Origin of the sequence: Streptosporangium fragile (assembly GCF_039534445.1) — a bacterium.
Taxonomy (GTDB): Bacteria; Actinomycetota; Actinomycetes; order Streptosporangiales; family Streptosporangiaceae; genus Streptosporangium; species Streptosporangium fragile.
Map to the genome: position 1 here is coordinate 126,881 of NZ_BAAAVI010000013.1, position 24,708 is coordinate 151,588.

Genomic DNA, 24,708 nt, shown 5'->3' on the forward strand with positions numbered 1-24,708 from the left:
AGTCGAGGAACCGCGCCCGGGACGGCCGGCGACGGCCGTCCCGGGCGCACCCCGTTTCCGGGAAGGAGGGACCGTGCGGGCAGCCGACCGGTTGGTGACCGAGACCGTACGGCGTGGCGGCGCCTGGCCGGCCGTCCTCGCGGCCGTCTCCGTCCTGGGCGCGGCCGCCCAGCTGGCGCTCCCGCTGGTGCTGGGGACGACCGTCGACGAGCTGGTGGCCGGCGGGCCCGGCGCCGCCGCCTGGCCGGCCGCCTGCGCCGCCGTCGTGACTCTGGCCGTGGCCTGCGACGGTCTGGGCGTCTGGGCCGCGGGAGCGAGCGGCGCGTGCTCCTCGGCGTGGCTGCGGGAACGGATCGTCCGGCACGTCCTCGGCGTCGGGCCGGCGATGACCCGCAGGTTCCCCGAGGGGGAGCTCGTCACCCGGATGGGCCTGAACGCCGAGGAGATCGGGCGTGCTCCCGAATCGATCGTCACCGGGGCCGCCCTGCTCATCCCCACCGCCGGCGGTGTGGTGGCGCTGACCCTCATCGACCCCTGGCTGACCGCGGCCCTGGTCGCCGGGCTGGCCGCCCTCGCGCTCGTGCTGCGGGCCTTCCTCGCCACGAGCACCTCGATCGCCGGGGGTTACCAGGAGGCGCAGGGCGACATCGCCGCCCGCCTGGTCGACGCGCTCGCCGGGGCCCGCACGATCGCCGCTGCCGGCACCGCCGACCGGGAGCGGGCGCGGGTACTGGCCGCGCTGCCACGGCTGCGCCGGCACGCCATGGCGATGTGGCGGGCCAACGCGCGGGCCGGCGTCCAGGCGGGCGCCGTGGTGCCGCTGCTGGAGGTGGTCGTACTCGGGGTGGGCGGGCTCCGGCTGACCGCCGGTGACCTGTCGGCCGGGGAGCTGTACGCCGCCGCCCGGTACGTCGTGCTCGGCGCGGGCCTCGGCGCGGCCCTGGGACATCTCAGCCGCCTGGCCAGGGCGCGGGCCGCGGCGGCACGGGTCGTGGAGCTGGTCGCCGAACCCCCCAGGGGATACGGTGCGCGGTCGCTGCCCGCCGGCCCCGGCGACCTGGAACTGCGCGGGGTCGGCGCGGGCGTGCTGGCCGACGTCGACGTGTTCGTCCCGGGCGGGCAGGCGGTGGCCGTGGTCGGCCGTTCCGGTTCCGGCAAATCGATGCTCGCCGCGCTGGCCGGCCGCCTGGCCGACCCGCCGGTCGGGACGGTCAGCCTGGACGGCGTCCCGCTGCCCGACCTGTCCCGCGCGGCCCTGCGCGAGGCCGTCGGGTACGCGTTCGAACGCCCGGTGCTGCTCGGGGGCACCGTCGGCGACGCCATCGCCCTGGGCGCCGGTGCCCGCGGGGCGGCCACCGGCCGCCACCGCCGCGGGGGCACCGGCGCTCCGGGGGAGGTCGTGCGGGCCGACGCGCGGGCGGTGTGCGCCGACGCCTTCGTGCGGCGGCTCCCGCTGGGGTACGACACGCCACTCGCGGAGGCGCCCATGTCCGGAGGCGAGCGGCAGCGGCTCGGCCTGGCCCGCGCGTTCGCGCAGGGACGGCGGCTGCTCATCCTCGACGACGCCACCTCCAGCCTCGACACCGTCACCGAGCGCCAGGTCGCCGCGGCGCTCGCCGGGGAGCTGCGCGACCGCACGCGCCTGATCGTGACCCACCGGGCCGCGACCGCGGCGGCGGCGGACCGGGTGATCTGGCTCGACGGCGGGCGGGTGCGCGCCTGCGGCAGCCACCGCGCCCTGTGGTCGGACCCGGCCTACCGCGCCGTCTTCCAGGCGGGCACCCCGTGAACCGCCCGGTGAACGGTCCCGTTGGCGACGCTGCGAGCCACCCGGTGAACACCGCCGTGAACGACCCCGCGGGCGACGCTGTGAGCCACCCGGTGAACACCCCCGTGGGCGATCTCGTGGACGACCCCGCGATCCGCCCCGTCCGACGGGCGCTGCGGCGTGACCCGTACCAGCTGGTCCGGCTCGGCGCCTGGTCCGTCGCCGAGGCCGCGCCCGCGCTGGTCGTCGGCCTCGCCGTGGCGCGGGCCGTCGACGAGGGCTTCGCCGCCGGGCGGCCGGTGACCGGGTTCGCCTGGCTGGCCCTGCTCGGCGGCGCCTGGCTGCTGGCCGCGGCCGGCGCGCGGCAGGTGGTGCTGGCCGTCGCCGCGATCGTGGAGCCGTTCCGCGAGGACCTGCTGGGCCACGTCGTCGACGGCGCGCTGCGCCGCTCGACCGCCTCCGGCCGCGGGCCGGGCGCGGCGGCGGTGGCCCGCGCCAACCTCCAGGTCGAGCTGGCCCGCGACGCGTTCGCCGCGGTCGTCACCGTGGTCAGGTCCTTCGTCTTCACGGTGGCGAGCGTCGTGCTCGGGCTGGCGGCCCTGGTGCCCGACGTGCTGGCGCTGGTGCTGCCCCCGTTCGCCGCGGGGCTCGGCCTGTTCCTGCTCTCGCTGCGGGCCCTGGCCCGGCGGCAACGCGACTTCATCCTGGCCGACGAGCGCACCGCCGAGGCGCTGACCGGCATGGTCGGCGGGCTGCGCGACATCGCCGCCTGCCGGGCCGAGGAGCGGGTGGCCGCCGACGTCGGCCTGCGGGTGGCGGAGCAGGCGCGCGCGGCCCGGGTGCTGGCCCGGGTGACCGCGCTGCGCACCGTGTCACTGGCGGTGGGCGGCTGGCTGCCGGCGCTGCTCGTGCTGGCCGGGACTCCGTGGCTGCTCGGCCGTGGGGCCGGCCCCGGGGTGGTCCTCGGCGCCCTGGCCTACGTCACGCAGTCGCTGGCCCCCGCGCTGGGCGACCTGGTGGAGGGGCTGGGGATCAACGGGGTCCGGCTGAAGGTGGCGCTCGACCGCCTCCTGCGGGACGGCGCCCCGCCCGCGCGTGCACCGGGCCGCAGCCCCGCCCGGGACGGGAGCGCGGAGCTGCGGGGCGTGACGTTCGCCTACGGGCCACACGCCGAGCCGGTGATCGACCGCCTCGACCTGTCCGTCCCCGACGGGGACCACATCGCCGTGGTGGGGCCCAGCGGCATCGGCAAGTCCACGCTGGCCGCGCTCCTGAGCGGCGTCCTGCGGCCGGACGCGGGACTGGTCCTGGTGGGCGGGGTGCCCGCCGACCGGCTAGACCCGGCCGACCGGGTGCTGATCCCCCAGGAGGCGTACGTCTTCCGCGGCACCCTGCTCGCGAACCTGACCTACCTCGCCCACGCCCCGCGCGAGGCGGTGGACGGGGCGGTGGCGGCGGTCGGGCTGACCCGCCTGGTCGCGCGGGTGGGCGGCTATGACGCCGAGATCGTCCCCGGCCTGCTCTCCCCGGCCGAGCGCCAGCTGGTCGCCCTGGCCCGTGCCTACCTCGCCCCGGCCAGGCTGGTGATCCTCGACGAGGCGACGTGCCACCTGGACCCGGCGGCCGAGGCCCGCGCGGAGCGGGCGTTCGCCGAGCGCGGTGGCACGCTCCTCGTCGTCGCCCACCGCCTGACCTCGGCGCTGCGCGCCCGGCGGGTCCTGGTCATGGACGGCACCAGCGTCCGGATCGGCACACACGAGGAGATGCTCGCCGCCTCCCCCCTGTACGCGGACCTCGCCGGTCGCTGGAACCCTTCGAGCACACAGGAGCTGGTGCCGTGATCTATCCTCCCGCCGAGCGGCTCCCGGTCGTCGACCACCTGCACGGCCGGGCCGTCCCCGACCCGTACCGGTGGCTGGAAGACCCGGACAGTCCCGATACGCGGAGCTGGTCGACCGCCCAGGACGAGCTGTGGCGCGACCACGCCGCCGCGCTGCCCGGCCGCGACGCATGGCGCGCCCGGGTCGCCGAGCTCACCGGCGCCGGGACGGTCTCGGCGCCGGTCTGGCGCGGCGGGCGCCGGTTCTTCCTGCGCCGCACGACCGCGCAGGAGCACGCCGTGCTCCACACGGCCGGCCCGGACGGGGCGGAGCGGGCGTTGGTCGACCCGGCGGGGCTCGACCCGAGCGGGCTGACCACGCTCGACCGCTGGCAGCCCGCCCCGGACGGCCGGCTGCTGGCCTACCAGCTGTCCCGGCACGGGGACGAGCGGTCGGAGCTGCGCGTCATGGAGGTCGCCACCGGGCGGGTCGTGGACGGCCCGATCGACCGGTGCCGGTACGCGCCGGTGGCGTGGCTGCCGGACGGGAAGGCGTTCTTCTACGTCCGCGACCGCCGGGTCCGGCTGCACCGGCTCGGCACCCCGGCCGAGGACGACGTGGTGATCCTGGGCGACGAGCGGTCCTGGGGCCTGGAGATCAGCCACAACGGGCGCTGGCTGACGGTCTCGGCGGCGGGCGACGGCGGTAACGACCTCTGGCTGGCCGACCTGTCCGCCTCCTCCCCCGAGCGTCCCGACCTGCGGGTGGTGCAGCGGGAGACGGGCGCGGTGACGGCGGCCGCCGTCGGCCGCGACGGGCGCCTGTACCTGCTGACGACGCTCGACGCGCCCCGCGGGCGGCTGTGCGTGGCCGACCCGGCACGCCCGGGGGCCGAGAACTGGGTCGACCTGGTCGGCGAGGATCCGGAGGCGGTGATCGGCGAGTTCGCCGTCGCCGGTCCGGTGCTCCTCGTCGCCCGGACCCGGCACGCGATCAGCGAGATCGGCGTCCACGACCTGGCGACCGGGAGGCGGCGCGGCGAGGTGCCGCTGCCCGGTCTCGGCACGGCCGCGGGGATGACCACCCGCCCCGAGGGCGGGCACGAGGTCTGGTTCACCTACACCGACAGCGTCACGCCCCCGGGCGTGCACCGCTACGACACGCGCACCGGGCGGACGTCTCCGTGGGCCGCCGCGCCCGGCACGGTCACGGTACCGGAGCTGCGGGCCCGCCAGGTGGTCTGCGCCTCGGCGGACGGCACGCCGGTGCGGATGGTCGTGCTGGCCCGGCCGGGTTCCGGGCCCCGGCCCGCGATCCTGTACGGCTACGGCGGCTTCGGGCTCTCCCTCGCCCCCTCGTACTCCAGCTACGTCCTGCCCTGGGTCGAGGCGGGCGGGGTCTTCGCCCTGGCCCAGCTCCGCGGCGGCGGCGAGGAGGGCGCGGCGTGGCACCGCGACGGCATGCTCGACCGCAAGCAGAACGTCTTCGACGACTTCGCCGCGGCGGCCGAGCGGTTGATCGCCGACGGCTGGACCACCGCCGGGCAGCTGGCCGCCTGCGGCGAGTCGAACGGCGTCAAGCTGGTCGGCGCCGCGCTGACCCAGCGCCCCGACCTGTTCGCCGCCGCCGTCTGCTCGGCCCCGCTGCTCGACATGGTCCGCTACGAGCGGACGGGGCTGGGCCCCGCGTGGCGGTCGGAGTACGGCTCGGCCGACGACCCCGAGCAGCTGGGCTGGCTGCTGGGCTACTCCCCCTACCACCGGGTGACGGCCGGGGTCGACTACCCGGCGACGCTGCTGACCACCTTCGGCGGCGACTCCCGCGTCGACCCCCTGCACGCGCGCAAGATGTGCGCGGCCCTGCAGTGGGCCACCTCGGGCTCACGCCCGATCCTGCTGCGTCACGAGGACGGCGTCGGCCACGGTCCCCGGGCGGCGGGTCGCGCCGTCGGCCTGGCCGCCGACATGCTCGCCTTCCTCGCCGCCCACACCGGCCTGCGCCCGCCGGCGGTGCCGAGGCGGACGGCCGGCGGCACCGAGGCGGACGGCCGGTAGTGGCGCGCCGGGGGCGTTGGAGCGGAGTGCCGGGCCGGGATGCCGCGCGCCGCCTCGGACAGCCGGCGGGACCCGGGCGGCCGGCGGGCCTCGGGCGGTCAGCGGGCCTCGGGCGGTCAGCGGGCCTCGGGCGGCCGGCGGGAGGAGTGGCGGCGGATCAGGCCGCGCCCGGGGACGTCGTCGGACCAGATCCAGCCGGCCTCCCTGGCGATCCTGACCGCCTCCACCCGCGTGCGGGCGCCGACCTTGGCGAGGATCCGTGCCAGGTGGTTGCGGACCGTACCGCCGGACAGGCAGAGACGGGCGGCGATCTCGCCGACCGGGACGCCCTCCGCGGCGGTCTCCAGGACCTCGAGCTCGCGGGCGGTGAGCGGGTTGCTCCTGGCGTGCAGGGCGGCCACGGCCAGCTCGGGGTCGACGACCCGCTCCCCGGCGGCCACCCGGCGTACGGACTCGGCGAGCTGGCCCGCCGGGCTGTCCTTGACGACGAAGCCGCGCGCCCCCGCGTCCAGCGCACGCCGCAGCGCCGGCGGGGTGGCGAGCGCGGTCAGGATGACCGTCTTGCACCCCGGGAGCCGCCTGCTCAGCTCATGGGTCACGGTGAGGCCGTCGGTGCCGGGGAGGCCGATGTCGATGAGCGCGACGTCCGGCCGGTGGCGCAGGCACACGGGGACCACCTCGTCACCGTGACCCGCCTCGCCGACGACCTCGATGTCCCGCTCCGTGGAGAGCAGGGCGACCATGGCCCCGCGGACCAGGTGCATGTCTTCGGCGATCAGGACGCTTATCACGAATCGTCTCCCCTGGGCCACGGTGCGCCGGTGCTTACGGACGGGGACGTCACTCATGGGATTCGAGCGACTACTCCCGGTCCGAGTTAAACACCGGAACGCGTGGCGGGGAACCATGATCCGTCCAGTTGGGGAGCGGCTTCCCGGCCGGGACGGGTGGGGCCGGGGACGCGGGGAGCGTCGGGGACATCGGGGACGCCGGGAACACCGGGGACACCGGGGACACCGCCCGCCGGAGCTCCGCCTCGACGGTCCGCATGCGCGCGAGCAGCTCGCCGGCCGAGCGGGCCTCGACGATCCGCACCCGGTCCGGGTCGCGGCACTCCCAGGCGGTGAAGCACTGGCGCCACGGACGCCACATCACCACCCACCCGTACGCGCCCGCCTGCACCTGCTCGGCGGCGTGGACCTCGGCGGCGTCAGATCGGGGACGCGGCGGCATGATGGTCCAGCAGGACGTCGGTCAGCAGGTAGCCGTCCCTGATCAGGTGGGAGAGCGGCCGAGCCCGGAGCTCCCGGTAGTGACGGGCGATCCGGTGCGCGGCGACGACCGGGGTCACGGCGCTCGTCCACAGCGGTCTGCCCCGGCCCGCGGAGGCCGGGACGACCCACCAGAAGCGGCCCCGGTCGTCGAGGCGGGTCACCAGCCCGTAGTAGACGGAGACGACGACCTCGCCGGAGGGCAGGCGGTGCACGTCCGCGGGGATGTTATGGGATCGCGCCAGAATGTCCGCCAGCTCACCGGCCCGGAGTTCGGCGGCGGGGAGCGCGAGCTCGTCATGGGTCATGTGATCAACGGTCACGCTGGTGAGGCTAGAGATCGCCGAACGCCCGTCTCAACGGTGTTGCGCGATGTTGCGAGACGGGCTCGCGCGAGGCTACGCCCGGCCGAGCTCGCCCGCCGCGCGTCGCAGCAGGTCGCGTGCCTGCTTCCCGTAGGCCGCGGCGCCGCTCAGGGCCTGGAACGCCTTCTCGTACGCGGCCACGTCGCTCGGGGCCCTGTGCTGGATCTGACCCGGCACGGTGTCGACGCGGACCCGGTCGTCGTCGTAGATCCAGAAGTTCTCCGGCGGCATGAGCGGCGGCCGGGTGGTGGCGGGGACGATCCCGAAAGACATGTTCGCCACGCCCGAGGTCAGCTCCATCAGCCGGTCGAGCTGGGCGGCCATCCGCTCCGGGTCGACCACCGGGGTGCGCAGCGCCTGCTCGCCGATGATGAACGCGAACCGCTTGGCACCGTTGAGCAGCACCTCCTGCTGCTTGAGCCGGGCCGTGACCGCGGCGTCGAGGTCGTCGGGAAGGCCGCGGAAGTCGATGACGGCCCGCATGTGCCCTCGGGCGTAGTCGGCGGTCTGCAACAGCCCGGGGACGGCCGAGTGCTGCCAGACCCGGAACTGGCGGGTTTTCTCGTACAGCGGCTGGAAGGAGCGCTGGACGTGGCCGAGGCCGGTCTCCTCCAGGCGGCGCCAGTCGGTGTACATGGCCTCGATGTTCTGGGCCGCCGCGATCAGGTCGACCACCTGCTCGTCGGCGTCGCAGGCCTCGCACCAGATCCGGATGTCGGCCTGGTTCGGCATCTGCACGGCGTTCTCGATCTTGGAGATCTTGGTGTGGTCGAGGCCGGTCCTTGCCGCCAGCGCCCGGCCGGTCAGCCCGGCACGGGCGCGCAGCGCCCTGAGCCGGGCGGCGAGGATGCCCTTGGCCTCGTCGATGCGTGCTGTGGAGGTCGCCATCTCCGTCACCTCGTCACCGCGGGGGAAATCGGTGATCTGACCGTATTCCTCCGGTTGCGCACTGTCTCAGGAGTTGCGAATTGTTGCGAGGAAATCAGCGGGCGCCCCGGGCCGGGGAGGCCGGGCCCGCCTGATCCGGACCCGCGCGGGGGCGGGGCGGGGGCGGTGACCGGCGCGGTGGCACCACGGGGAAGGAAGAGGGTACGGGTCGCGACCGGCGCGATGACGCGTGAGAAGGGGTACGGGTCGCGACCGGCGTGCTAGCCCTTGTGGCCGTACCCACCGGCCACGCTGGCCAGCCACTTGTTGATCTGAGCGGCCCAGTCTTGCTGCAGCGCTTCCTTGTGGCTCGCCTTGAAGCGTCCGTAGACGTCCTTGCTCGGCCTGCGGTAGTCGGCGCGCCTGTCGGCCTCCAGGACGATGTCCAGGCCGTCGGGGGTGGTGACGAAGGTCAGCTCGACCTCGCTGATCCGTCCGGAGTAGGCGGGGGGCGCGTAGAACTCGATCTCCTGGTAGAACGGCAGCTCCTGCCGTGAGTTCCGGATGTACCCCCGCTCCAGGTCGGCGCTCCGGAAACGGAAACCGAGCTGGGAGAAGGCGCGCAGCACGGCTTCCTGGGAGTCCAGCGGCTCGACCTCCAACGAGTCGAGGTCGCTCTTGTCGACCGCCGCGGCGATCGCCAGCTCGGTGCGCACCCCCATGGCCATGCCGCTCAGGTGCCGGCCCTGGAGCACGGTGATCGGGAGCTCCCAGGGGAGGGGGAAGTCGAAGGGGATGCTCATGCCCTCTCCCTTCCGCAGCCGGAACGGTCCAGAGACCTCCGAGCGGAGGAACTCCGTGAAGCCGACATGCTCGCCCCCGCTGTGCTCGGTCTCCACCCGGGCGACCAATCCCAGCGCGACGTACTCGATGTCGGCGTCGTAGTCGCCGCCCTTGATCATCACCTCGCCGCGCAGCGGCCCGCCCGGCCGCACCCGGCGGGCGGCCAGGATGGTGTCCACCGACGGGGCGCCGACTCCGAGGGCTCCGAGCATCCGTTTGAAGATCAAGATTTCCTCCTGTTGTCCGGTACCGTATGGCCTGATGCGTTCGGTTCCGTACGACCTGATCGCGACATCAAACGATTGGCCAGGAACGGCGGTTCCCACAAGTCTCACCGGACACAGGCGTGCGCGGCCACCCTCCGCGGAAAATGAGGCGGAGGCGTCGGCCCGTCCCGGTCCGGACCCGGGCCCCGGTCCGGACCCGGGCGCACCGGCGATCGGCACGACCTCGCCGGGGGCCGGAGCGAGGCCGGAACCGCCCGCCACCTCGGACCGGAGCGGGGCCGGAGCGAGGCCGGAACCGCCCGCCACCTCGGACCGGAGCGGGGCCGGAACCGCCCGCCACCGCCCGCCACGGCCGTCAGGGCGGGGATTGTCGCGCGGAAGCCTTACGGTAGGGCGCGTGCCTGAGACGAACCACGAGATCACACTCGACTCGGCCCTCACCGAGGAGGCGGTGCTCGCGACCTACCGCCGCATGTTCGCCGCGCTCGCCCGCGACAGCGGCGCGGTGGTGGACGACCCCGCGCTGGTCGACATCGCCGAGACGTTGTTCGCGGCGTTCGCCGAGGCCGGTGAGGAGTGGCTGACCCACGAGCAGATGCGCCACGTCTGCCGGGCCTACCCGCTCGACCAGTTCGAGAACCGGCTCCGGGTCCTCAAAGGGCTCGGCGCCGTCCGCGAGGTGTTCCCCAAACCCAACCAGCTGCGTTACCGTGCGTCGTTCACCAGCGTGGTGGGGCTGATGTTCATCCGCCGGATGATGGACGACGGCGGCCAGTCGGAGATGCACCGGCTGCTCGCGCTCGAAGACCTCAACGTGGCCGATCCGCGCACGACCATGGAGGAGGCGCGCGTCAGCGCGCAGAACCTGTCGCGCGCCTTCCGGCTCTGGGCACTGGAGCTGATCACCCTGCTCGCCGGCACCATCGAGGAGCTGCGCGAGCAGGCCCCCAAGCTCTGGGGCACCGAGGAGATCGCCCGCCGGGCGCAGAGCCTGCACGGCACGATCCTCACCCGCTGGCCCGACCTCGACCGCACCTGCACCGAGCTGCGCGCGGCGATCTACGCCTACAGCGACGCCTCCCGCCGGGCCGCCGGGCGCCTGGCCGACTCCGCGGGCACCACCAGGAACCTGACCCTGCTGCCCGCGGAGACCTGGCGCACCTTCGCGCAGACCGCCGGCAAGGAGCGCCTGGCCGCGGTGCTCGACGGCTTCGTCTTCGACGCCCCCGCGCCCTGGCACGACCCGGCGGCGATCGTCCGAGCCGTGGACGAGAGCCCCCGGCCGGCCCCGGCCCAGCCCACTCCCCCGCGCTCGGCGCTGCCCGACTCCGGCCCCGCCGACACCTACGACGCCGCCACCGGCGGGCTCGACCACCTGGCCGCCGTCGCCGAGGCCGCGCTGGGCGGGCGCTCCTCCGCGCCGGTGGAGGAGCTGCTGGCCGCCGGCGGCGAGTGGGTCTCCGCCCGCCGCCTGCTGGCCGACCTCGTCGCGGCCGACCTGCGCCCCGACGCCCCCTACCGCCTGCGCTGGTCCGACGGGCTGACCGCCGATCCCGGCGCCGAGCCCGCCTGGCTCTCCCACGGCCGTCTGGAAAGGACCGGCGGTGACACCTGAGCTGGCACACGTCCGCGCCAGGGCGACCGGGCCGCTGCCGCTGGCGGCCGACGAGGCGGCCCCGCCGGGGATGGCCCGGCTGGCACGGGGCGACGGCACGGGCCTGGCGCTGCCGGTCTGGCCCGACGGGGCGACCCCGGCCCTCCTGGAGGAGTACCAGGTGGCCCCCGTCCCGGTGGAGCGCTCCGGGGAGACCAGGCGGGTGCTGGCCGCCGCGCTCAAGTGCTGCTGGACCGATCTGGCGGCCGATCCGTGGCCCGGCTCCGCCGCCCCGGTCGACGACGTGCTCGCGGCCTACCGGGCGTTGATCGGGCGCGGCGACGACCTGATGCGCAACTGGGCGGTCGGCGCGCTGCGCCGCCTGCACGACTCCGCGTGGTTGGAGGTCGCCGACGGCATGGTGCGGCTCGGCCCCCGGTGCGCGTCCTGGCCGACCGCCTCCCACGCCCAGCTCCGCGAGCTGGTGCGCCGTCTGCCCACGGGCGAGGCGGCGGCCGGCGGCACGGATGTCCTGCCGGTGCTGGACGGCGACGCGGCCGGCGAGGCCGCCGCGAGCGTCACGGTCCCCGAGGGCGTGGACGAGGACCTGCTCGGCCCGTTCGACGAGCGGCGCCGGGCCGAGATCGTCGCCGCGTTCATGGCGGTGGAGCACGCGGCCGAGCCGGTGCACGAGGCCCGGTTCGCCGCGCTGCGCGACCCGGTGCTCCGCCGCGCGCTCGCGGAGATGCTCCAGCGCCGCGGCCGGGTCCTGATCCACGACCGCGAAACATGGACCTCGGGCTACGCCGACGGGGTGGTCGCCGGGGCGGACGCCGGTCCCGGCGAGGCGGAGCGGGCGGTGCTGGTGCTGGTGCTGGTGCACTCGGTGGCGATTCCCCGGGCCGACGGCCTGCTGCCCGCCGACAGCTGGCTCTCACCGTTCCCCGCCCAGATCGAGGAGCTTCGGCGGCACACCAAACTGCCGATCGGCGAGCTGGAGGCCGCGCTGCGGACCCTGCGCCACGCGGGCCTGGTGACCCAGGTCAAGGCCGGCGAGGAGGCCGGCGGCTACGTGCCGGGACCGCAGTTCCACCGGCTGACTCCGCAGGCCAGGCGCCGCCTGCAGGAGGAGCTGATCCTGGCCGCGGGGCCGCACACCCCGCTGGCCGCGGCCGTACGAGCCAACCGGCGGTGAGCGCCCGCCGGGCGGCTCCCGGACGATGAGACGGCGCCCGGCGTGGCGGCCGGAGGCCCGACCGCCCCGCCCGGGGGCGGCGCGGAAGACGAGAAAGGAAACACGGGGTTGACCGAGGAGCGGAACCAGTCCGCGAAGAGCCCGCGCAGGCGCGGGACGAAGGCCGCCGCGGCGACCGGGGGGATCGGAGCGGACACCGCCGGGAACGCCGGGCCGGGCGCGACCGCGGCCGCCACGTCCGCCGGCAAGGGCGCGACCGTGGCCTCCCGGACGGGCGGGACGGGCACGGGCGGAACGGACGGGACAGGCGCGTCCGCGGCGCACGGCACGCAGGCGAGCCTGGTGCCCGTGGAGGCCCGTTCCACCGCGCCGACCGAGAACGTGGTGGGCGACCGCGTGCTGATCGCCGTGCAGCCGGTCAACATCTCCCGCCTGTCGACGCACCCGGTGCCGACCGTCCCGGGCACGCTCATCGTGGTCGCGGGCGCCGGGCCGAAGGACTCCAACGGCGCCGGCAAGTCGTCGTTCATCGCGATGATCACCGCACTGCTCGGCGACGAGCAGTGGCGTTTCGCCTCCGGCGCCAAGTCGGTGGCCGAGCTGCTGTTCAACGCCGAGCTCGCCGCGGGTGGCGGCGGCCGGACGTGGGCCAGCGCCGACCACGGCTACATCGTCGGCGTCTTCGCGGCCCCCGATTCGGTGGACGACGCGGTGACCGTGTGGCTCCGGGTCAACCAGGAGGCCCCGCACCTGGAGATCCGGTGGGCGCCGGGGGTCCGGCTGGCCTCGGCCCCCTCGGAGGCGGAGCGGGTGGCCCGGGCCGACGAGACATGGGCGACGCTGCCGCGCTCGGCCGGCCGCCGCGACGTGGTGGCCCGCGACCTGACCAGGTTCCTGTACGGCGACCGGGTCAGGTGCGTGTCCTTCCTGTCGACCTCGGTGCGGAGCAAGGTCGCCACGAACCTGCTCTCCCAGCCGCTCAACGAGATCTCCCCCGAACGCGTCTTCGAGGCGATCGCCGCGCTGACCGGCCTGGACGCCGAGCTCGACCAGGAGCGGGAGGCCCGCCGCGACGAGCACGCCAAGCGGGTGCGGGCGACGCGGGCGGTGGAGTTGCTCCGGGAGTTCGAGGGCGAGTCCCGCACGCTCCTTTCGACCTTCGACCGGCGCGACCGGGCCCGGGTCCGGCTGGCCGACGCCATGCGCTGCTGGCGGGGGCGGCTGGCGCGCAGGCTCGTCGACGCCGCGCAGCGGGACGAGACGCTGACCGCGGAGCTGGAGCGAGCCGGGGCCTCGGCCGAGCGCGCCACGGAGGCCATCGCCGAGGTCAAGGCGGAGATCGCCACGCTCAAGGACGACACGCTGGAGCGCGGCCTGGCCGAGGCCCGCCGGGAGCTCGCCACGCTGCAGGCCCGCGCCGCCAAGCTCGACGCCGACCGGGCGGTGGCGGAGAACTCCGTCGACGAGCTGCGCGGCTGGATCCCCGGTCTGGAGGAGCAGCGCCGGCTGGCCGACGGGCGCGACGTGGCGACCGCGAGCGCCGAGCTGGCCGAGGCCAGGGCCCGCCTGAACGAGGCGCTGAAGGCGCTCGGCGTGGCCGACCGCGAGGTCGACGGGGCCCGGGCGGCGCTGGACGACGCGGAGGGCGGGCCGGCGGCGGCCCAGCTCGACGCGCTGGCCGAGGCGGGCGTCGGGGCGACCGGCCTGCTGGACGCGATCGACGTGGCCGAGCAGGCCCGCGACGACGAGGCCACGCCGGGACGGGGCGGGCGGGCGGCGACCGCCCTGGGGACGCGAGGGTGGCCGCACGAGCACGCGGTGATCGTCGACGCGGCCGACCTGGCGGCGGCCTCCCGGGCGCTGGCCGGGCTGCCCGGCTCGGTGCTGGTCAGCGCCGCGGGTGTCACCGTCGTGGGATCGTTCGAGGCGGCGGTCACCGGGCGGGAGGCCCGCATCAAGGCCGCGGAGCAGCGCCTGCACCGGGCCCGCGACGTGCAGGAGAGCGCCGCGGGGGCGGTGCGCGCCGCCGAGGACGCGGTGGCCGAGGCCGGCCGGCGCCTGGAGGGCGCCAAGGCCGCCGTCCAGCTCGCCGACATCGAGCGGCGGCTGGCCGAACGGCGGGGCGCGCTCGCCGAACTGACCGCGGCGCTGACCGAGATCGCCCCGCGGGTGGAGGAGGCCGAGCGCCGGGCGAGCACCCTCGACTTCCGGGCCCGTACCAGGAACATGGAGATCGAGCGCCTGGAGGGCCGCCGGGCCCGGCACGAGGCCGACCGCGACCAGGCGGCGGGCCAGGCGGCGAAGGTCTCCGCCGACCGCGACGCGCTCGGGCTGGACGCACTGGCCGGAGAATGGGGCGGGACGGTCGAGGGCGCCCGCGAGTGGCTGGCCGCTCTGGACGAGCAGGAGCGCCCGCTGACGGCCGAGGAGTGGTGGCGGGCCGCCGAACGCCGCCTCGACGAGGCGCTGCGCGACACCTTCCCGGGTGACGACGAGGAGATGCCCGAGGAGCTGCGTTTCCTGGTCCGGGAGCGGGCGGCGCCGGGCGCCGGGCGCACCGCCCGCGAGCAGGCGACCTTCCCCGGGGTGTGCTCGGCGCTCTCGTCCTACCTGCGCGGCCAGGAGGAGTACGAGCGGCATCAGCGCCGTCAGATCGAGACCCAGATCGCCACCCGGCAGCGGGATCTGACGGCCGCCGCCAAGGGCGCCGAGGAGGCCGCCCAGTCCACCGCCGTGCACCGGGCCGCGCTGACCGCCGCCATCAAGGCGCGGCTGGCCCGGGTCGCCGAGGAGTTCGACCGGCTCGACACCTCCTACGGCGGTTACGGCGCGACGCTGGAGTTCCCGGTCCCGGCGGCGCCGGCCGACCCGGAGCAGCGCTGGGCGTGGCGGGTGACGCCGAAGTGGCGGCGGGGCGAGGGCCAGGGCTTCGTGCCGTACAACCGGCGGGCCAACACCGCGCTGATGGACGAGAAGGCGGTGAAGCTGGTCTGCGCGGCGGCGATCGCCTCCTCCGGCGGCGGGCACCTGTGCCTGGTCCTCGACGAGCTGGGCCGCAACCTCGGCAAGGAGCACCGCAGGGAGGCCGTGGCCCTGTTCAGGCGGATCGGCGAGACGTACGGGATCACGGTGATCGGCGCGCTCCAGGACGACATGGAGCCCTACGCGGTCGACGCCTGCGGCCAGTACATCAAGCTGCGCCGTTCTTCGGACGCCATGCCGTACAACGAGCCACCGGTGGTCATCGGGCACGACCGGCACGCCGACCGGGTCCGCGTCCTCGCCTCGGCGGTGAGCCGCTGAGCCGTGCCCGCGCGTGGCGGACCGCGCCGTCCGCCCCCCACGGGCCATTGATCGGTTTTTGGGCGATGACGGGTGTACCGTGCGGGATGAAGCCGGGACGAAGGAGAACAACCAGTGTCCTCACCGCACAAGACGGCCGCGCGCACCGCGTTCGAGGTGTGGAGCAGCGGCGATCTGGACCGTCTTGACGAGTTCGTCGCCGTCGACGTGGTGCACCATGACCCGTACGACCCGCACGGCGCCCAGGGGCTGGCAGGGATGAAGAGGTCCATCACCCGTCATCGCGGCACCTACCCCGACCTGGTCTTCGCCATCGAGGATCAGGTCGCCGAGGGCGACAGGGTGGCCACGCGCTGGACGGCCACCATGACCCACGACGGCCGGCAGGTCACCCTGACCGGAGTCACCCTCGACAGGTTCGCCAACGGCAAGATCGTCGAGGCTTGGCGCGTGATGGACATGCTCGGCTTCCGCCGGCAGGTCGCCGGTGTCGTGGGGGAGACCGGGTAACCGCCGGCTCGGGGGCAGACCGAGTCAGCCGGAACTTGGCACCCTCGCCACCGGCACCGGCCCGCAGCCCGAGGATGTCGCGTTCGCCGTCCACAGTGACCGCCAAAGCGACGTAGAGGTGAGGATGACGTCGGGGACCTGCGGCCGGGCGCACTCCTCGACCCGGGCCCCGGCGTACAGCGGCGTGGCCACGGTGACGCGGTCGCGGGCGCCGCAGCGGGCCGCGGCGCGTTCCAGGCGGCCCTGCTCGGCGCGGGTGAGGGTGTCGGGCTCGCCGGGCTTGGACACCCGGGCGCGCTTGACGTCGATGCGCAGGCCCGCCTGGGCGTACGTACAGGAGCGCGACGGCGGCCAGGACGAGGCGGGTGAAGCCGTAGCGGTGGGCGTGGGAGAAACCGCCGCCGCGCTTTCTTCCTCGGCCGGCTGGGCAGGCGAAGCCGCGACGAACGGCAAACCGCCCCTGCCGGTCCGTCCGGCGGGGGCGGTCGTGTGTGCGCCTACAGCTCGCAGTTGGTCTCGACTTCGCCGTCGCAGCGGTCGGTGTCGGCGCCGCCGTTGAGCGTGTCGTGGCCGACACTGCCGATCAGGCGGTCGTTGCCCCCGTTGCCGTTGAGCTTGTCGTCACCGAAACCGCCGAACAGGATGTCGGCGCCGGAGCCGCCGTTGACGGTGTCGATGCCGTTGTCGCCGGAGAGCGTGCTCGGCAGGTTCGTTTCGTTGCGGATCGAGTCGATGCCGTCCCCCGCGAACACATCGACGCGATCGATCCCACCGGCCGGGCACTTCGCCTCGCTCCCCGACTGCGTGCAGCCAGAACCGGCCGCGACCGAGCCGAGCGTATTGCTGATGGTCACCACGGTGCCCGCCAGGTTGAGCGTGATCTCGATCCCGTCGTCCACCGAGCTGCCGTTGACGAGGATCCTGCCGCTGTCGAGCTGCGCGGTGACGGTGGCCGCCGACGCCGGTCCGGCCAGCGCCACGGCGCCGGTGAACAGGACGGTGACGAATCCCAGGGCCATACCCACGCTTTTGCGCATGCGACCCGTGTTGGTGTTGAACATTCCGGTTCCCCTCAATGATGTGTCGGTTCGGGCCCCTGGAACACTGTGAGGGAGTCTCATCCGCGGCTCATCGCACAAAGACGCACTGGCCAGGCGTACTAGTTCGTTGACCAGCGGCCTTCCTGTCCTCTACACCGCGGAGGCCTCGCCGGCAGCGAGTTCGGCGCCGTCGCCAGCCCCCTGAGCCGCGGTGAAAAGGGTCTCGTGCGGCTTCTTGGACGCCCCGGGTTCCCGACACGTTTCTTGAACACCCTGCCGGGGATGAGCACAGCCCTCCGCCACCCGCTGTGATCTCGATGGTCTATCGATCGTTACCGGTCGGCCGACCTGTACGCCCTGGAACGCCTCGCCGAGCACACCCCCGTGTCGCAGCAGCGCGTCGTGGACGTGATCTGCGCCTACCTGCGCATGCCCTACACGCCGCCCGCGGAGAAGTGGTACATCCGGATTCTCCGCGCGCCCTTTCCTGAGCGGAAGATCCGGGCCGCCCTACGCGCCGCCCTGCGTGTCGTCCGCCCGGCTGCGCAGGGCGGACGCGACCCACCCGAGGAACGACAGTCCGCCTGGCGGAGGTTCTCCGGCTTCCTGTGGCGGGACCCGGAATTCTTCAACACGCCCATCCTGCAGACCAGGTGCGGGGGCGGCCGAAGTACGCCGGAAGGACACCGTGGGCCGGGGCGATGTACCGGATAAGAGACCGTGATCGCGTACATCGCCAATGTCGCGGTGCCGCTGACCAGCGACGGTGTGAAGACGACAGCTGCACGGCTCGGGCACGTCATCCGGTACATCTCCAGACCGGCACCAGCCGGACATGATGACGATGACCTGCGGGGATACGGCGGCGCGGCGTGTTTCTGCCGCATGGGCGCCGATCGCTATCGCTGCCCTCATCCAGTGGGATGCCGGCGGCTCGGGTACGGAGATCATCCTCAGGCCCGTAGTGCCGGCCGTCAAGCTCTTGATGTCGCGGCCTATCGATCCGCCGACGGGCAATTGTCAAGACCCGTGAGTGGGAGCCGCACCGACTCAGCGGTGATAGGCGTCTACGTCGACGTTGCCGCCACACACGATGGTGACTACGTGTCGGCAGGCGAAGCGGTCACGGTTTTCCAGGATCGCCGCGATGCCGAGCGGCCGAGCGGTCGCCGAGGCTGCCTGCCCGCGATCCGAACGCGGCTCAGGTGGCGCCGTCCGAGATCGTTTCGGGTTTCGTGTGGAGGATCTCGCGGGCCTGGTCCGCGGCGCGGGCGATGCTCTCGGAGACGAAGTCGACGAAGCGGGCGATGTTCTCCAGGCGGACGGCGGCCGGGGTGCCGGGGCCGAGGATGCCCACGCCTTGGCGGGCGATCTCGCCGAGGTGGGCGGTAGATCGGGCGCTGGCCATCGTGGACTGGTACATGACTTCGTCGTCGACGACGTAGCGTTCGCGGCGGCGTTCGTCGCGTTCGCGGCGGATGAGGCCCTGGCTTTCGAGGAACGTGACCGCTTTGGAGACGGATGCCGGGCTGACCTGGAGGCGCCCGGCGAGTTCGGCGGCGGTGAGGCTGCCGGTGTCGGTGGTGTAGAGGCTGGCCAGCGCCCGGGCCGTCATCTTGGGCAGGCCCGATTGCATGAAGACGGTGGTGAACGTCTCCTCGTACTCGCGTACGGCTTCGGCATCGCGCCCGTGGGCCTGCGGGGGCGTGTTGGGGTCCCGGGGCGCGGCCTTTCTGCGGCGGTGGGCGCGGCGTTCGGTGGCGCGGTGGGCGAGGTCGGCGCGGTAGGCGGTGGGGCCGCCGTTGCGCATCACCTCGCGCGTGACCGTCGAGGTCGGACGGTCGAGGCGTCTGGCGATCTCCGCGTAGGCGAGGCCGTCGGCCAGTCCCAGCGCAATCTGCTGGCGTTCCTGCTGGGTGAGTCTGCCGCCCGGCATCGCGGTCTCCTTCGTGGTCCGTGGTGTCTCCACCATAGCGTTCACTCTCAATCAATTGCAACAAACGAGATCGAGTTGTTGCGTTAGATTTAAGACCATTGCAATGAGTTTATAGCTTCTACCTGCATTGATAAAGGATTTACGCAACGCGTATGTTGCCAGATCCGTGAAAGCAACGTAGCGTTTCCACTGTCGGAAACAACAGGCCGACGGAGCGCACGACGCAGACGAAGGAGAGCACCATGCAGAAGTTCGACACCCCCGCCCCGGTCTCGGCGGTCCTGGACATCCCCGCGGGACACATCCGGTTCATCGCCGCCGACCGGACCGACACCACGGTCGAGGTCCTGCCTGCGGACGCCTCCAAGAGCCGCGATGTGAAGGCGGCGGAGCAGACCACGGTCGCCTACGGCGACGGCGTCCTGCGGATCCACACCCGCGAGCCCAAGAACCAGCTCTTCGGCCCCTCCGGGTCCATCGAGGTGACCATCCAGCTGCCCGCCGGCTCGCGGATCGAGGCGAAGGCGGCCAGTGCCGAGTTCCGGGGCGTCGGACGGCTCGGCGACGTCTCCTTCACCGGCGCGCAGGGCGCGGTCAAGCTCGACGAGGCCGCGAGCGCCCACCTGACCCTCCAGTCCGGTGACGTCTCGGTCGGCCGCCTGGGCGGTCCCGCCCAGATCAGCACCCAGAAGGGCGACCTCCGCATCACCGAGGCCGTGCGCGGCGCAGTCACGCTGCGCACCGAGCACGGCGACATCTCGGTCGGCGCCGCCCACGGAGCCTCCGCGTCCCTGGATGCCGGCACCACCCATGGCCGCATCCACAACGCGCTCAAGAACACCGACGGCGCCGCTGCCGGCCTGAACATCCACGCCACCACCGCCTACGGCGACATCACCGCCCGCAGCCTGTGAGAGGGGCACCCCTCAGGCGCAGCGATCCCGTCCGTTCAGTTGAATTTCGCAACAGTTCTGAAGGAGCACACCACCATGTCCGTCACTCGTTCCGACCAGGCCCGCCCGGAGCTGCAGAAGGCCATCGAGGAGATGATCGATTCCGGTTTCACCGGGGTGCAGCTGCGCGTGCACGATGAGCGGGGCGAGTGGGTCGGCAGCGCCGGGGCGGCCAAGCTCGGCGAGGCCGCCAAGCCGCCGACGAACGGGTACGTCCGGATCGGCAGCAACACCAAGACCTTCACCGCGACCCTGGTCCTGCAACTGGTGGCCGAGGGCGCGATCGGACTGGACGACCCGGCGGCCGACCACCTGCCCGAGTTCGGGCTGGATGAGCGGATCACGGTGCGGATGCTGCTGCAGCACACCAGCGGGGTGTTCAACTTCACCGGCGAGTACTACGACGACGGGACGTTCGCGCCGGGGATCCCCGCCACGACCGCAGGCCAGGAGTGGGCGGACAACCGGTTCACAACCTACCGGCCGGAGGAATTGGTACGGCTGGCGTTGTCCAAGCCGGCGCGGTTCGCGCCGGGGACGGACTGGAGCTATTCCAACACCAACTACGTGCTGGCCAGGCTGCTGATCGAGAAGGTCACCGGCCGCTCACTCGCCGAGGAGATGCGGCGGCTGATCCTGGGGCCGCTCGGGCTGTCGGACACCGTGGTGCCGGACACCAGCCCGGAGATCCCCGAGCCGCATGCCCACGCCTACTACCGGTACGAGGACACCGGCCAGGAAAAGACGGTCGACGTCACCCGCCAGAACCCCTCCTGGATCTCCACCGGCGGTGACATGATCTCCACCACCCAGGACCTCCACACGTTCATCTCCGCGCTGATGGGCGGCAAGCTTCTGCCGGCCGAGCTGCTGGCCGAGATGTGCACACCGCATCCCAAGGTCGGCTACGGCCTGGGGGTGTTCGTGCAGGATACGGAGGACGGAAACGGCGGCACTGTCATCACCCACAACGGCGGCATGGCGGGCCACGCGGCGCTGATGTACAGCACGCCCGACGGCGGTAAGACCCTGACCGCCGCGCTGAACTATGTCGACGACGCCGCACTGTCCCTGGCAGCGGCGTTCCAGCAGGCGACGCAGCGGCTCGTCAGGGAGGTGTTCGGCGGCGGGCGGGCCCGGTAGGCGCGTTGCCGGCAGGCCCGGGAACAGTAGGTGCGAGGGCGGCCGGTGGCGGCGCGGGCGACCGGGCGGTCACGCACGACAAACCGGGCGGTTTCATCACACACGACCGCTTGGTCAGGCGTTTCGTCGCGCCCGGAGCGTTGTGCCCCGGAAGGACCATGTATGTAAAACCAGTCCATCATCACGTGCATCACCACCCATCCGAGAACTCTGACCTGCGCCTCCAACCGCGATGGCGGCGCGCGACTCAGGCATGTTGTCCGGAACACGCGGCCTATCCGGGGACGGCTTCGACAGGACTACCGGGGGCGCACTTGGTGACGCGGGCGCGGGTGCGTCAGGTCCACGTCGCCGAATCCGGGTCGATGCCCCGATCGCGGGCGTTGGCGTCGATGATGTCCCGAAGCCAGCCGGTCAGACCTGGCTCGATCGCGTCGTAGGAGGCCGTGAAGCCAGGATCGGCGACGTACTTCCTTCCCAGGCAGACCTGCATCGAAAGGGGCGGGCGCGCGACACGCGAGCGGCACCTTCCGGGCCGGTCGCCACGTCACGGTCCCGGGCGGGGATGTCACTGCCGGATGGTGGACCCGCGGCGTTCCTTCCTGATCTGGAGCTTGGCGGGGATGCGGGTGCGCAGCTCGGCGACGTGGCTGACGATGCCGACCGCCCGGCCGCCGTCGCGCAGGCCGTCAAGGATGTCGAGGACGCCGTCCAGGGTGTCCTCGTCCAGGGTGCCGAAGCCCTCGTCGACGAAGAGCGTGCCGAGCTCCACTCCCCCGGCTTCGGCGGTCACCACGTCGGCCAGGCCGAGGGCGAGCGCCAGCGAGGTGATGAAGCTCTCCCCGCCCGACAGGGTCGCCGGGTCACGCCCCAGGCCCGTCCAGCTGTCCAGGACGTGCAGGCCGAGCCCGCCGCCTGATTTGCTGCGGTCTCCGGCCGAGCGGTTGCGGTTGTGCTCCAGGAGGTAGCGCCCGCCCGACATGTGGTCGAGCCGCTCGTTGGCCGAGTCGACCACCTGGCGGAGCCGCTCGCCGAGCACGTAGGACGAGAGCCGCATGTTCCACCGGTTGTCGGTGGAGTTCCCGCCGGTCAGGGCGGCGAGCCGGTCGGCGAGCCGGTGCCGGTCGGCGGCGGGCAGCCAGCGCTCCAGGCAGGTGTCCAGCTCGGCGCGGAGCGCGGTGAGCCGGGTCAGGCGGGCCTCGGCCTGGTTCCGCTCGGAGAGCAGGGCCGCGTGGGCCGCCTCCGCCGTGTCGCGGGTCGCCCGCAGCCCGGCGAGGTCCGGCTCGGGCTCCGCCGCGGCGGCGACCAGCTCGGGGTCGGCGAGCGCCGCGGCGACGGCGGCGCTCTCCCTGTCGAGCTCCAGCAGCCGCGCCGTTCTCTTCTCCCGTTCCGCGGGAGAGCGGACCGCCGCGCGGGCGTCGTCCAGATCGAGGAAGCCCGCCTCGACGACGGCCGCCAGCGCCCGGTCGCGGGCGGCGACGGCCTCGGTTCCGGTGATCCGTTCCTCCCGGGAGGCCTCGACCGCCTCCCGGAGCAGCCCGGCCTCGTCGGCGAGCCGGTCGAGCCTGGCGGCCAGCGTCGGGTCGTCGCCCCGGGCCTCGTCGATGCGCGCGGCCAGTCGCTCGGCGTCGGCGGTGAGGCTTTCCACGGCCGTGCGGCGGGCGGCCAGCCCGACGGCGAGCTCGCGTGAGCGCTCCTGCAGCCGGGCGAGCACGGCGGCGATCCCGGCCGCGTCGGCGGCCAGTGCCTCCTCGGCGCCCGCGGACTCCCGCAGCGAGGCGAGCGCCCGCTCCGCCCCGGCCAGTTCGTCCGCCGCGACCCGCACGTCCAGGTCGGTCCTGTCGCACGCCTCGCGGTGGGCGGCCTCGGCCTCCACGGCGCGGGTCGCCGCGGCGACCGCGGCGGACAGGAGCGCGGCCACCCCGGTGAGGCGGTCGCGGCGGGCCCGGACCGTGGGGTCGGCGCCGCGGGCCCCGTCAAGGCGGGCGGAGATCCGCTCGCGCTCGGCCCGCCAGCCCGCGTGGCGGGCGCGGCCCTCGGCCAGGAGGCGGGCGACCTCGGCGGCGCGTGCCCGTGCGGCGTCCAGCTCGGCCGCGATCCGGTCGACCTCCGCGGCCAGGGCCTCCTGGGCGCCCGCCCCGGCGGTCAGGGCCGCGAGCTCCCGCTCGGCCTCGGCGAGGATCTCCGCCGCCCGCTCCACGGTCACGTCCCCGGCGACGGCGACGGCCTCCTCCAACCGGGAGGCCAGCGCCGTGACGGCGGTGCCGGCGGCCTGGCGCCGCTCCATCGCCGCCTCGTAGGCGCTCTGGGCGGCGCGCTCGTCGTCGGCGGTGGGCGCCCGGACGGCCGGGGCCGCGGGGGCGGGGTGGTCGGGCGAGCCGCAGACCACGCAGGGATCGCCGGGGTCGGCCTTGGCGGCCTGCTCGGCGGCCATGGCGTCGATCCTGGCCCGGCGGATGTCCTGGTGCCGGTCGCGGAGCGCCTGGGCGTGGTCGACGGCCTCCGCCTGGGCCGTGCGTGCGCTCTCCAGCTCGGCGCGGAGGGCGTCACGGCGCCGGGCCGCGCCGAGCACCGCGGCCGCGGCCTCGGTGCCCGCCCGCGCCGCCGGGATCCCGGCCGCGGCCGCCCTGGCCTCACCCAGCCGGGCCTCGGCCACCGCCGACACGGCGGGCAGCCCGTCCTGGACGTCGCGCAGCCGCGCTTCCTGCCGGGCCGCCTCCTCAAGCTCGGCGTCGAGCGCGGCGATCAGCCCGTCCAGCTCGGCCAGCCGGGTCTCGTCGGCGCGCAGCCCCTCCAGCCCGGCCAGCTCCTCGCGCCGCTCCCGCTCCCACCGGCCCAGCGCCTCGCGGACCTCGCCCAGCACCCGGCGAAGCTCGCCCGCCGCGCCGGGCGGCGCCGTCTCGGCCCGGTCGTCACCGGACGGGACCGTCTCGCCCCCGTCGCGGCCGGACGCTCCGGTTCCACCGGACGGCATCGCCCCGGCCCCCGCGCCGCCGGGCGGGAGAGACGCCTCATGACCGGGCCGGAGAGCGCCCCCGCCGTGGGACCGCAGGGTGCCGTCACCGCCGGCCGGCAGGGCCTCGCGGTCCCCGGCGGGGAGGGCGGTGAGGGCGGCGGCCCGCTCGGCGCGGGCGGCGGTGAGCATCGCGGCGAGGCGGTCACGGTGCTCGGCCGCCCGCAGGCGGGTGACCGCCGCCTCCACCGCCGACTCGGCGGCCGGGATCCGGGCGGCCTCCAGGCGGGCGACGGTCAGACGCTCTTCCACGCCGTGCCGGAGGCCGGGGATGACCTCCAGCCGGGCGTCGGCCGCGGCCTGCGCGGCGGCCAGCTCGGTGATCTCCCGGCGGGCCCGCTCGCGCTCCCGGACGATCTCCGCCAGGCGCCCCTCCTCGACGCGCAGCTCGCCCAGGCGGGTGATCTCGCCCTGCCGGTCACGCTCCAGGGCCGCCAGGTGCTCCAGCATGACCTCCCGGCGGTCGCCGTCGGCCTCGTGTCCGGCCCGGACGCTCTCCCGGCGGTCGCCGTCGCCCTCGTACCCGTCTCGGACGCCGTCGCCACCGCCCCTGCCGGTCTCCCGGCCGCTCCCCGGGGCGGCGCCGAGCAGCGGCAGGGCCCGGGCGCCGGCGTCGGCGGCCAGCCGCCGGGCCTTCGCCGCGGCCTCGGCCCGCTGCTCGGCCTCCTGGACCAGCGGCAGCACCCGGTCGGCGGCGGCCGCCTCCGCCAGGAGGGTCTCCAGGTCGGCGCGCTCCTCGGCGGTCTCCTCCAGCGCCCGGCCGCGCGCCAGCGCCTCGGGGTGGCGGGGGGGCGGGGCGGGGCGGG

At 74.5% G+C, this 24,708-nt stretch carries 19 protein-coding genes; 9 read left to right on the plus strand and 10 right to left on the minus strand.

Annotated elements, in window-relative coordinates; translation table 11 throughout:
• The first annotated feature begins 73 nt into the window (after nucleotides 1–73).
• Genes ABD841_RS11445 through ABD841_RS11455 form a run of 3 tightly spaced genes read left to right on the plus strand, consistent with a single transcriptional unit; the run spans nucleotide 74 to nucleotide 5,642 of the window.
• Nucleotides 74–1,789 (plus strand): ATP-binding cassette domain-containing protein, encoded by a 1,716-nt coding sequence (locus tag ABD841_RS11445; protein WP_344970458.1) that lies wholly within the window; start codon nucleotides 74–76, stop codon nucleotides 1,787–1,789.
• A 44-nt stretch (nucleotides 1,790–1,833) separates the two neighbouring features.
• Entirely contained in the window at nucleotides 1,834–3,609 is a 1,776-nt protein-coding gene (locus ABD841_RS11450) for an ATP-binding cassette domain-containing protein (protein ID WP_344970459.1), read from the plus strand.
• Nucleotides 3,606–5,642 carry a prolyl oligopeptidase family serine peptidase gene (locus ABD841_RS11455; RefSeq protein WP_344970461.1) on the plus strand — a complete coding sequence of 679 codons (2,037 nt, stop codon included), beginning with the start codon at nucleotides 3,606–3,608 and terminating at the stop codon, nucleotides 5,640–5,642. Before ABD841_RS11450 ends, ABD841_RS11455 begins: the two co-directional genes overlap by 4 nt.
• 116 nt (nucleotides 5,643–5,758) lie before the next feature.
• On the opposite strand, the gene ABD841_RS11460 is transcribed toward ABD841_RS11455, so the two are convergent.
• From ABD841_RS11460 to ABD841_RS11480, 5 genes are all read right to left on the minus strand, one after another.
• Entirely contained in the window at nucleotides 5,759–6,433 is a 675-nt protein-coding gene (locus ABD841_RS11460) for a response regulator transcription factor (protein WP_344970463.1), read from the minus strand.
• Between the two features lie 70 nt (nucleotides 6,434–6,503).
• The gene (locus ABD841_RS11465) at nucleotides 6,504–6,875 is read right to left on the minus strand and encodes a hypothetical protein (protein ID WP_344970464.1); all 372 of its coding nucleotides are present in this window, start codon (nucleotides 6,873–6,875) and stop codon (nucleotides 6,504–6,506) included.
• On the minus strand, nucleotides 6,853–7,236 hold the full coding sequence (locus tag ABD841_RS11470) for a hypothetical protein (protein WP_344970466.1): 384 nt from the start codon (nucleotides 7,234–7,236) through the stop codon (nucleotides 6,853–6,855). The genes ABD841_RS11465 and ABD841_RS11470 overlap by 23 nt, the downstream gene beginning before the upstream one ends.
• Nucleotides 7,237–7,311: 75 nt before the next feature.
• Nucleotides 7,312–8,166 carry a DUF5753 domain-containing protein gene (locus tag ABD841_RS11475; protein ID WP_344970467.1) on the minus strand — a complete coding sequence of 285 codons (855 nt, stop codon included), beginning with the start codon at nucleotides 8,164–8,166 and terminating at the stop codon, nucleotides 7,312–7,314.
• 260 nt (nucleotides 8,167–8,426) lie between these two features.
• The gene (locus ABD841_RS11480; protein ID WP_344970469.1) at nucleotides 8,427–9,215 is read right to left on the minus strand and encodes a sporulation protein; all 789 of its coding nucleotides are present in this window, start codon (nucleotides 9,213–9,215) and stop codon (nucleotides 8,427–8,429) included.
• Between the two features lie 397 nt (nucleotides 9,216–9,612).
• Between ABD841_RS11480 and ABD841_RS11485 the strand changes: the two genes are divergently transcribed.
• The 4 genes from ABD841_RS11485 (at nucleotide 9,613) to ABD841_RS11500 (ending at nucleotide 15,817) form a co-directional block, all read left to right on the plus strand.
• On the plus strand, nucleotides 9,613–10,830 hold the full coding sequence (locus ABD841_RS11485; protein ID WP_344970471.1) for a hypothetical protein: 1,218 nt from the start codon (nucleotides 9,613–9,615) through the stop codon (nucleotides 10,828–10,830).
• Nucleotides 10,820–12,004, plus strand: a complete 1,185-nt coding sequence (locus tag ABD841_RS11490) for a hypothetical protein (protein ID WP_344970472.1) — start codon at nucleotides 10,820–10,822, stop codon at nucleotides 12,002–12,004. Before ABD841_RS11485 ends, ABD841_RS11490 begins: the two co-directional genes overlap by 11 nt.
• Before the next feature lie 108 nt (nucleotides 12,005–12,112).
• Complete coding sequence (locus tag ABD841_RS11495; protein ID WP_344970474.1) at nucleotides 12,113–15,307, plus strand: coiled-coil domain-containing protein; 3,195 nt, start codon at nucleotides 12,113–12,115, stop codon at nucleotides 15,305–15,307.
• A gap of 114 nt (nucleotides 15,308–15,421) precedes the next feature.
• Nucleotides 15,422–15,817 carry an ester cyclase gene (locus ABD841_RS11500; protein ID WP_344970475.1) on the plus strand — a complete coding sequence of 132 codons (396 nt, stop codon included), beginning with the start codon at nucleotides 15,422–15,424 and terminating at the stop codon, nucleotides 15,815–15,817.
• A gap of 24 nt (nucleotides 15,818–15,841) precedes the next feature.
• Here ABD841_RS11500 and ABD841_RS11505 read toward each other — a convergent pair whose 3' ends face one another.
• From ABD841_RS11505 to ABD841_RS11515, 3 genes are all read right to left on the minus strand, one after another.
• The gene (locus ABD841_RS11505; protein WP_344970496.1) at nucleotides 15,842–16,270 is read right to left on the minus strand and encodes a hypothetical protein; all 429 of its coding nucleotides are present in this window, start codon (nucleotides 16,268–16,270) and stop codon (nucleotides 15,842–15,844) included.
• Nucleotides 16,271–16,314: 44 nt separating this feature from the next.
• Entirely contained in the window at nucleotides 16,315–16,854 is a 540-nt protein-coding gene (locus ABD841_RS11510) for a calcium-binding protein (protein WP_344970477.1), read from the minus strand.
• A gap of 1,204 nt (nucleotides 16,855–18,058) precedes the next feature.
• Nucleotides 18,059–18,793 carry a helix-turn-helix domain-containing protein gene (locus ABD841_RS11515; protein WP_344970494.1) on the minus strand — a complete coding sequence of 245 codons (735 nt, stop codon included), beginning with the start codon at nucleotides 18,791–18,793 and terminating at the stop codon, nucleotides 18,059–18,061.
• A gap of 242 nt (nucleotides 18,794–19,035) precedes the next feature.
• On the opposite strand from ABD841_RS11515, the gene ABD841_RS11520 reads away from it, so the two are divergent.
• A complete protein-coding gene (locus tag ABD841_RS11520) occupies nucleotides 19,036–19,707 on the plus strand; it encodes a DUF4097 family beta strand repeat-containing protein (protein ID WP_344970479.1) in 672 nt (223 codons plus the stop codon).
• A gap of 75 nt (nucleotides 19,708–19,782) precedes the next feature.
• Complete coding sequence (locus tag ABD841_RS11525) at nucleotides 19,783–20,889, plus strand: serine hydrolase domain-containing protein (protein WP_344970480.1); 1,107 nt, start codon at nucleotides 19,783–19,785, stop codon at nucleotides 20,887–20,889.
• A 337-nt stretch (nucleotides 20,890–21,226) separates the two neighbouring features.
• On the opposite strand, the gene ABD841_RS11530 is transcribed toward ABD841_RS11525, so the two are convergent.
• Nucleotides 21,227–21,382, minus strand: a complete 156-nt coding sequence (locus ABD841_RS11530) for a TipAS antibiotic-recognition domain-containing protein (RefSeq protein ID WP_344970482.1) — start codon at nucleotides 21,380–21,382, stop codon at nucleotides 21,227–21,229.
• A 75-nt stretch (nucleotides 21,383–21,457) separates the two neighbouring features.
• A partial coding sequence (locus tag ABD841_RS11535) for an SbcC/MukB-like Walker B domain-containing protein (protein WP_344970484.1) occupies nucleotides 21,458–24,708 on the minus strand: 3,251 nt, incomplete at its 5' end.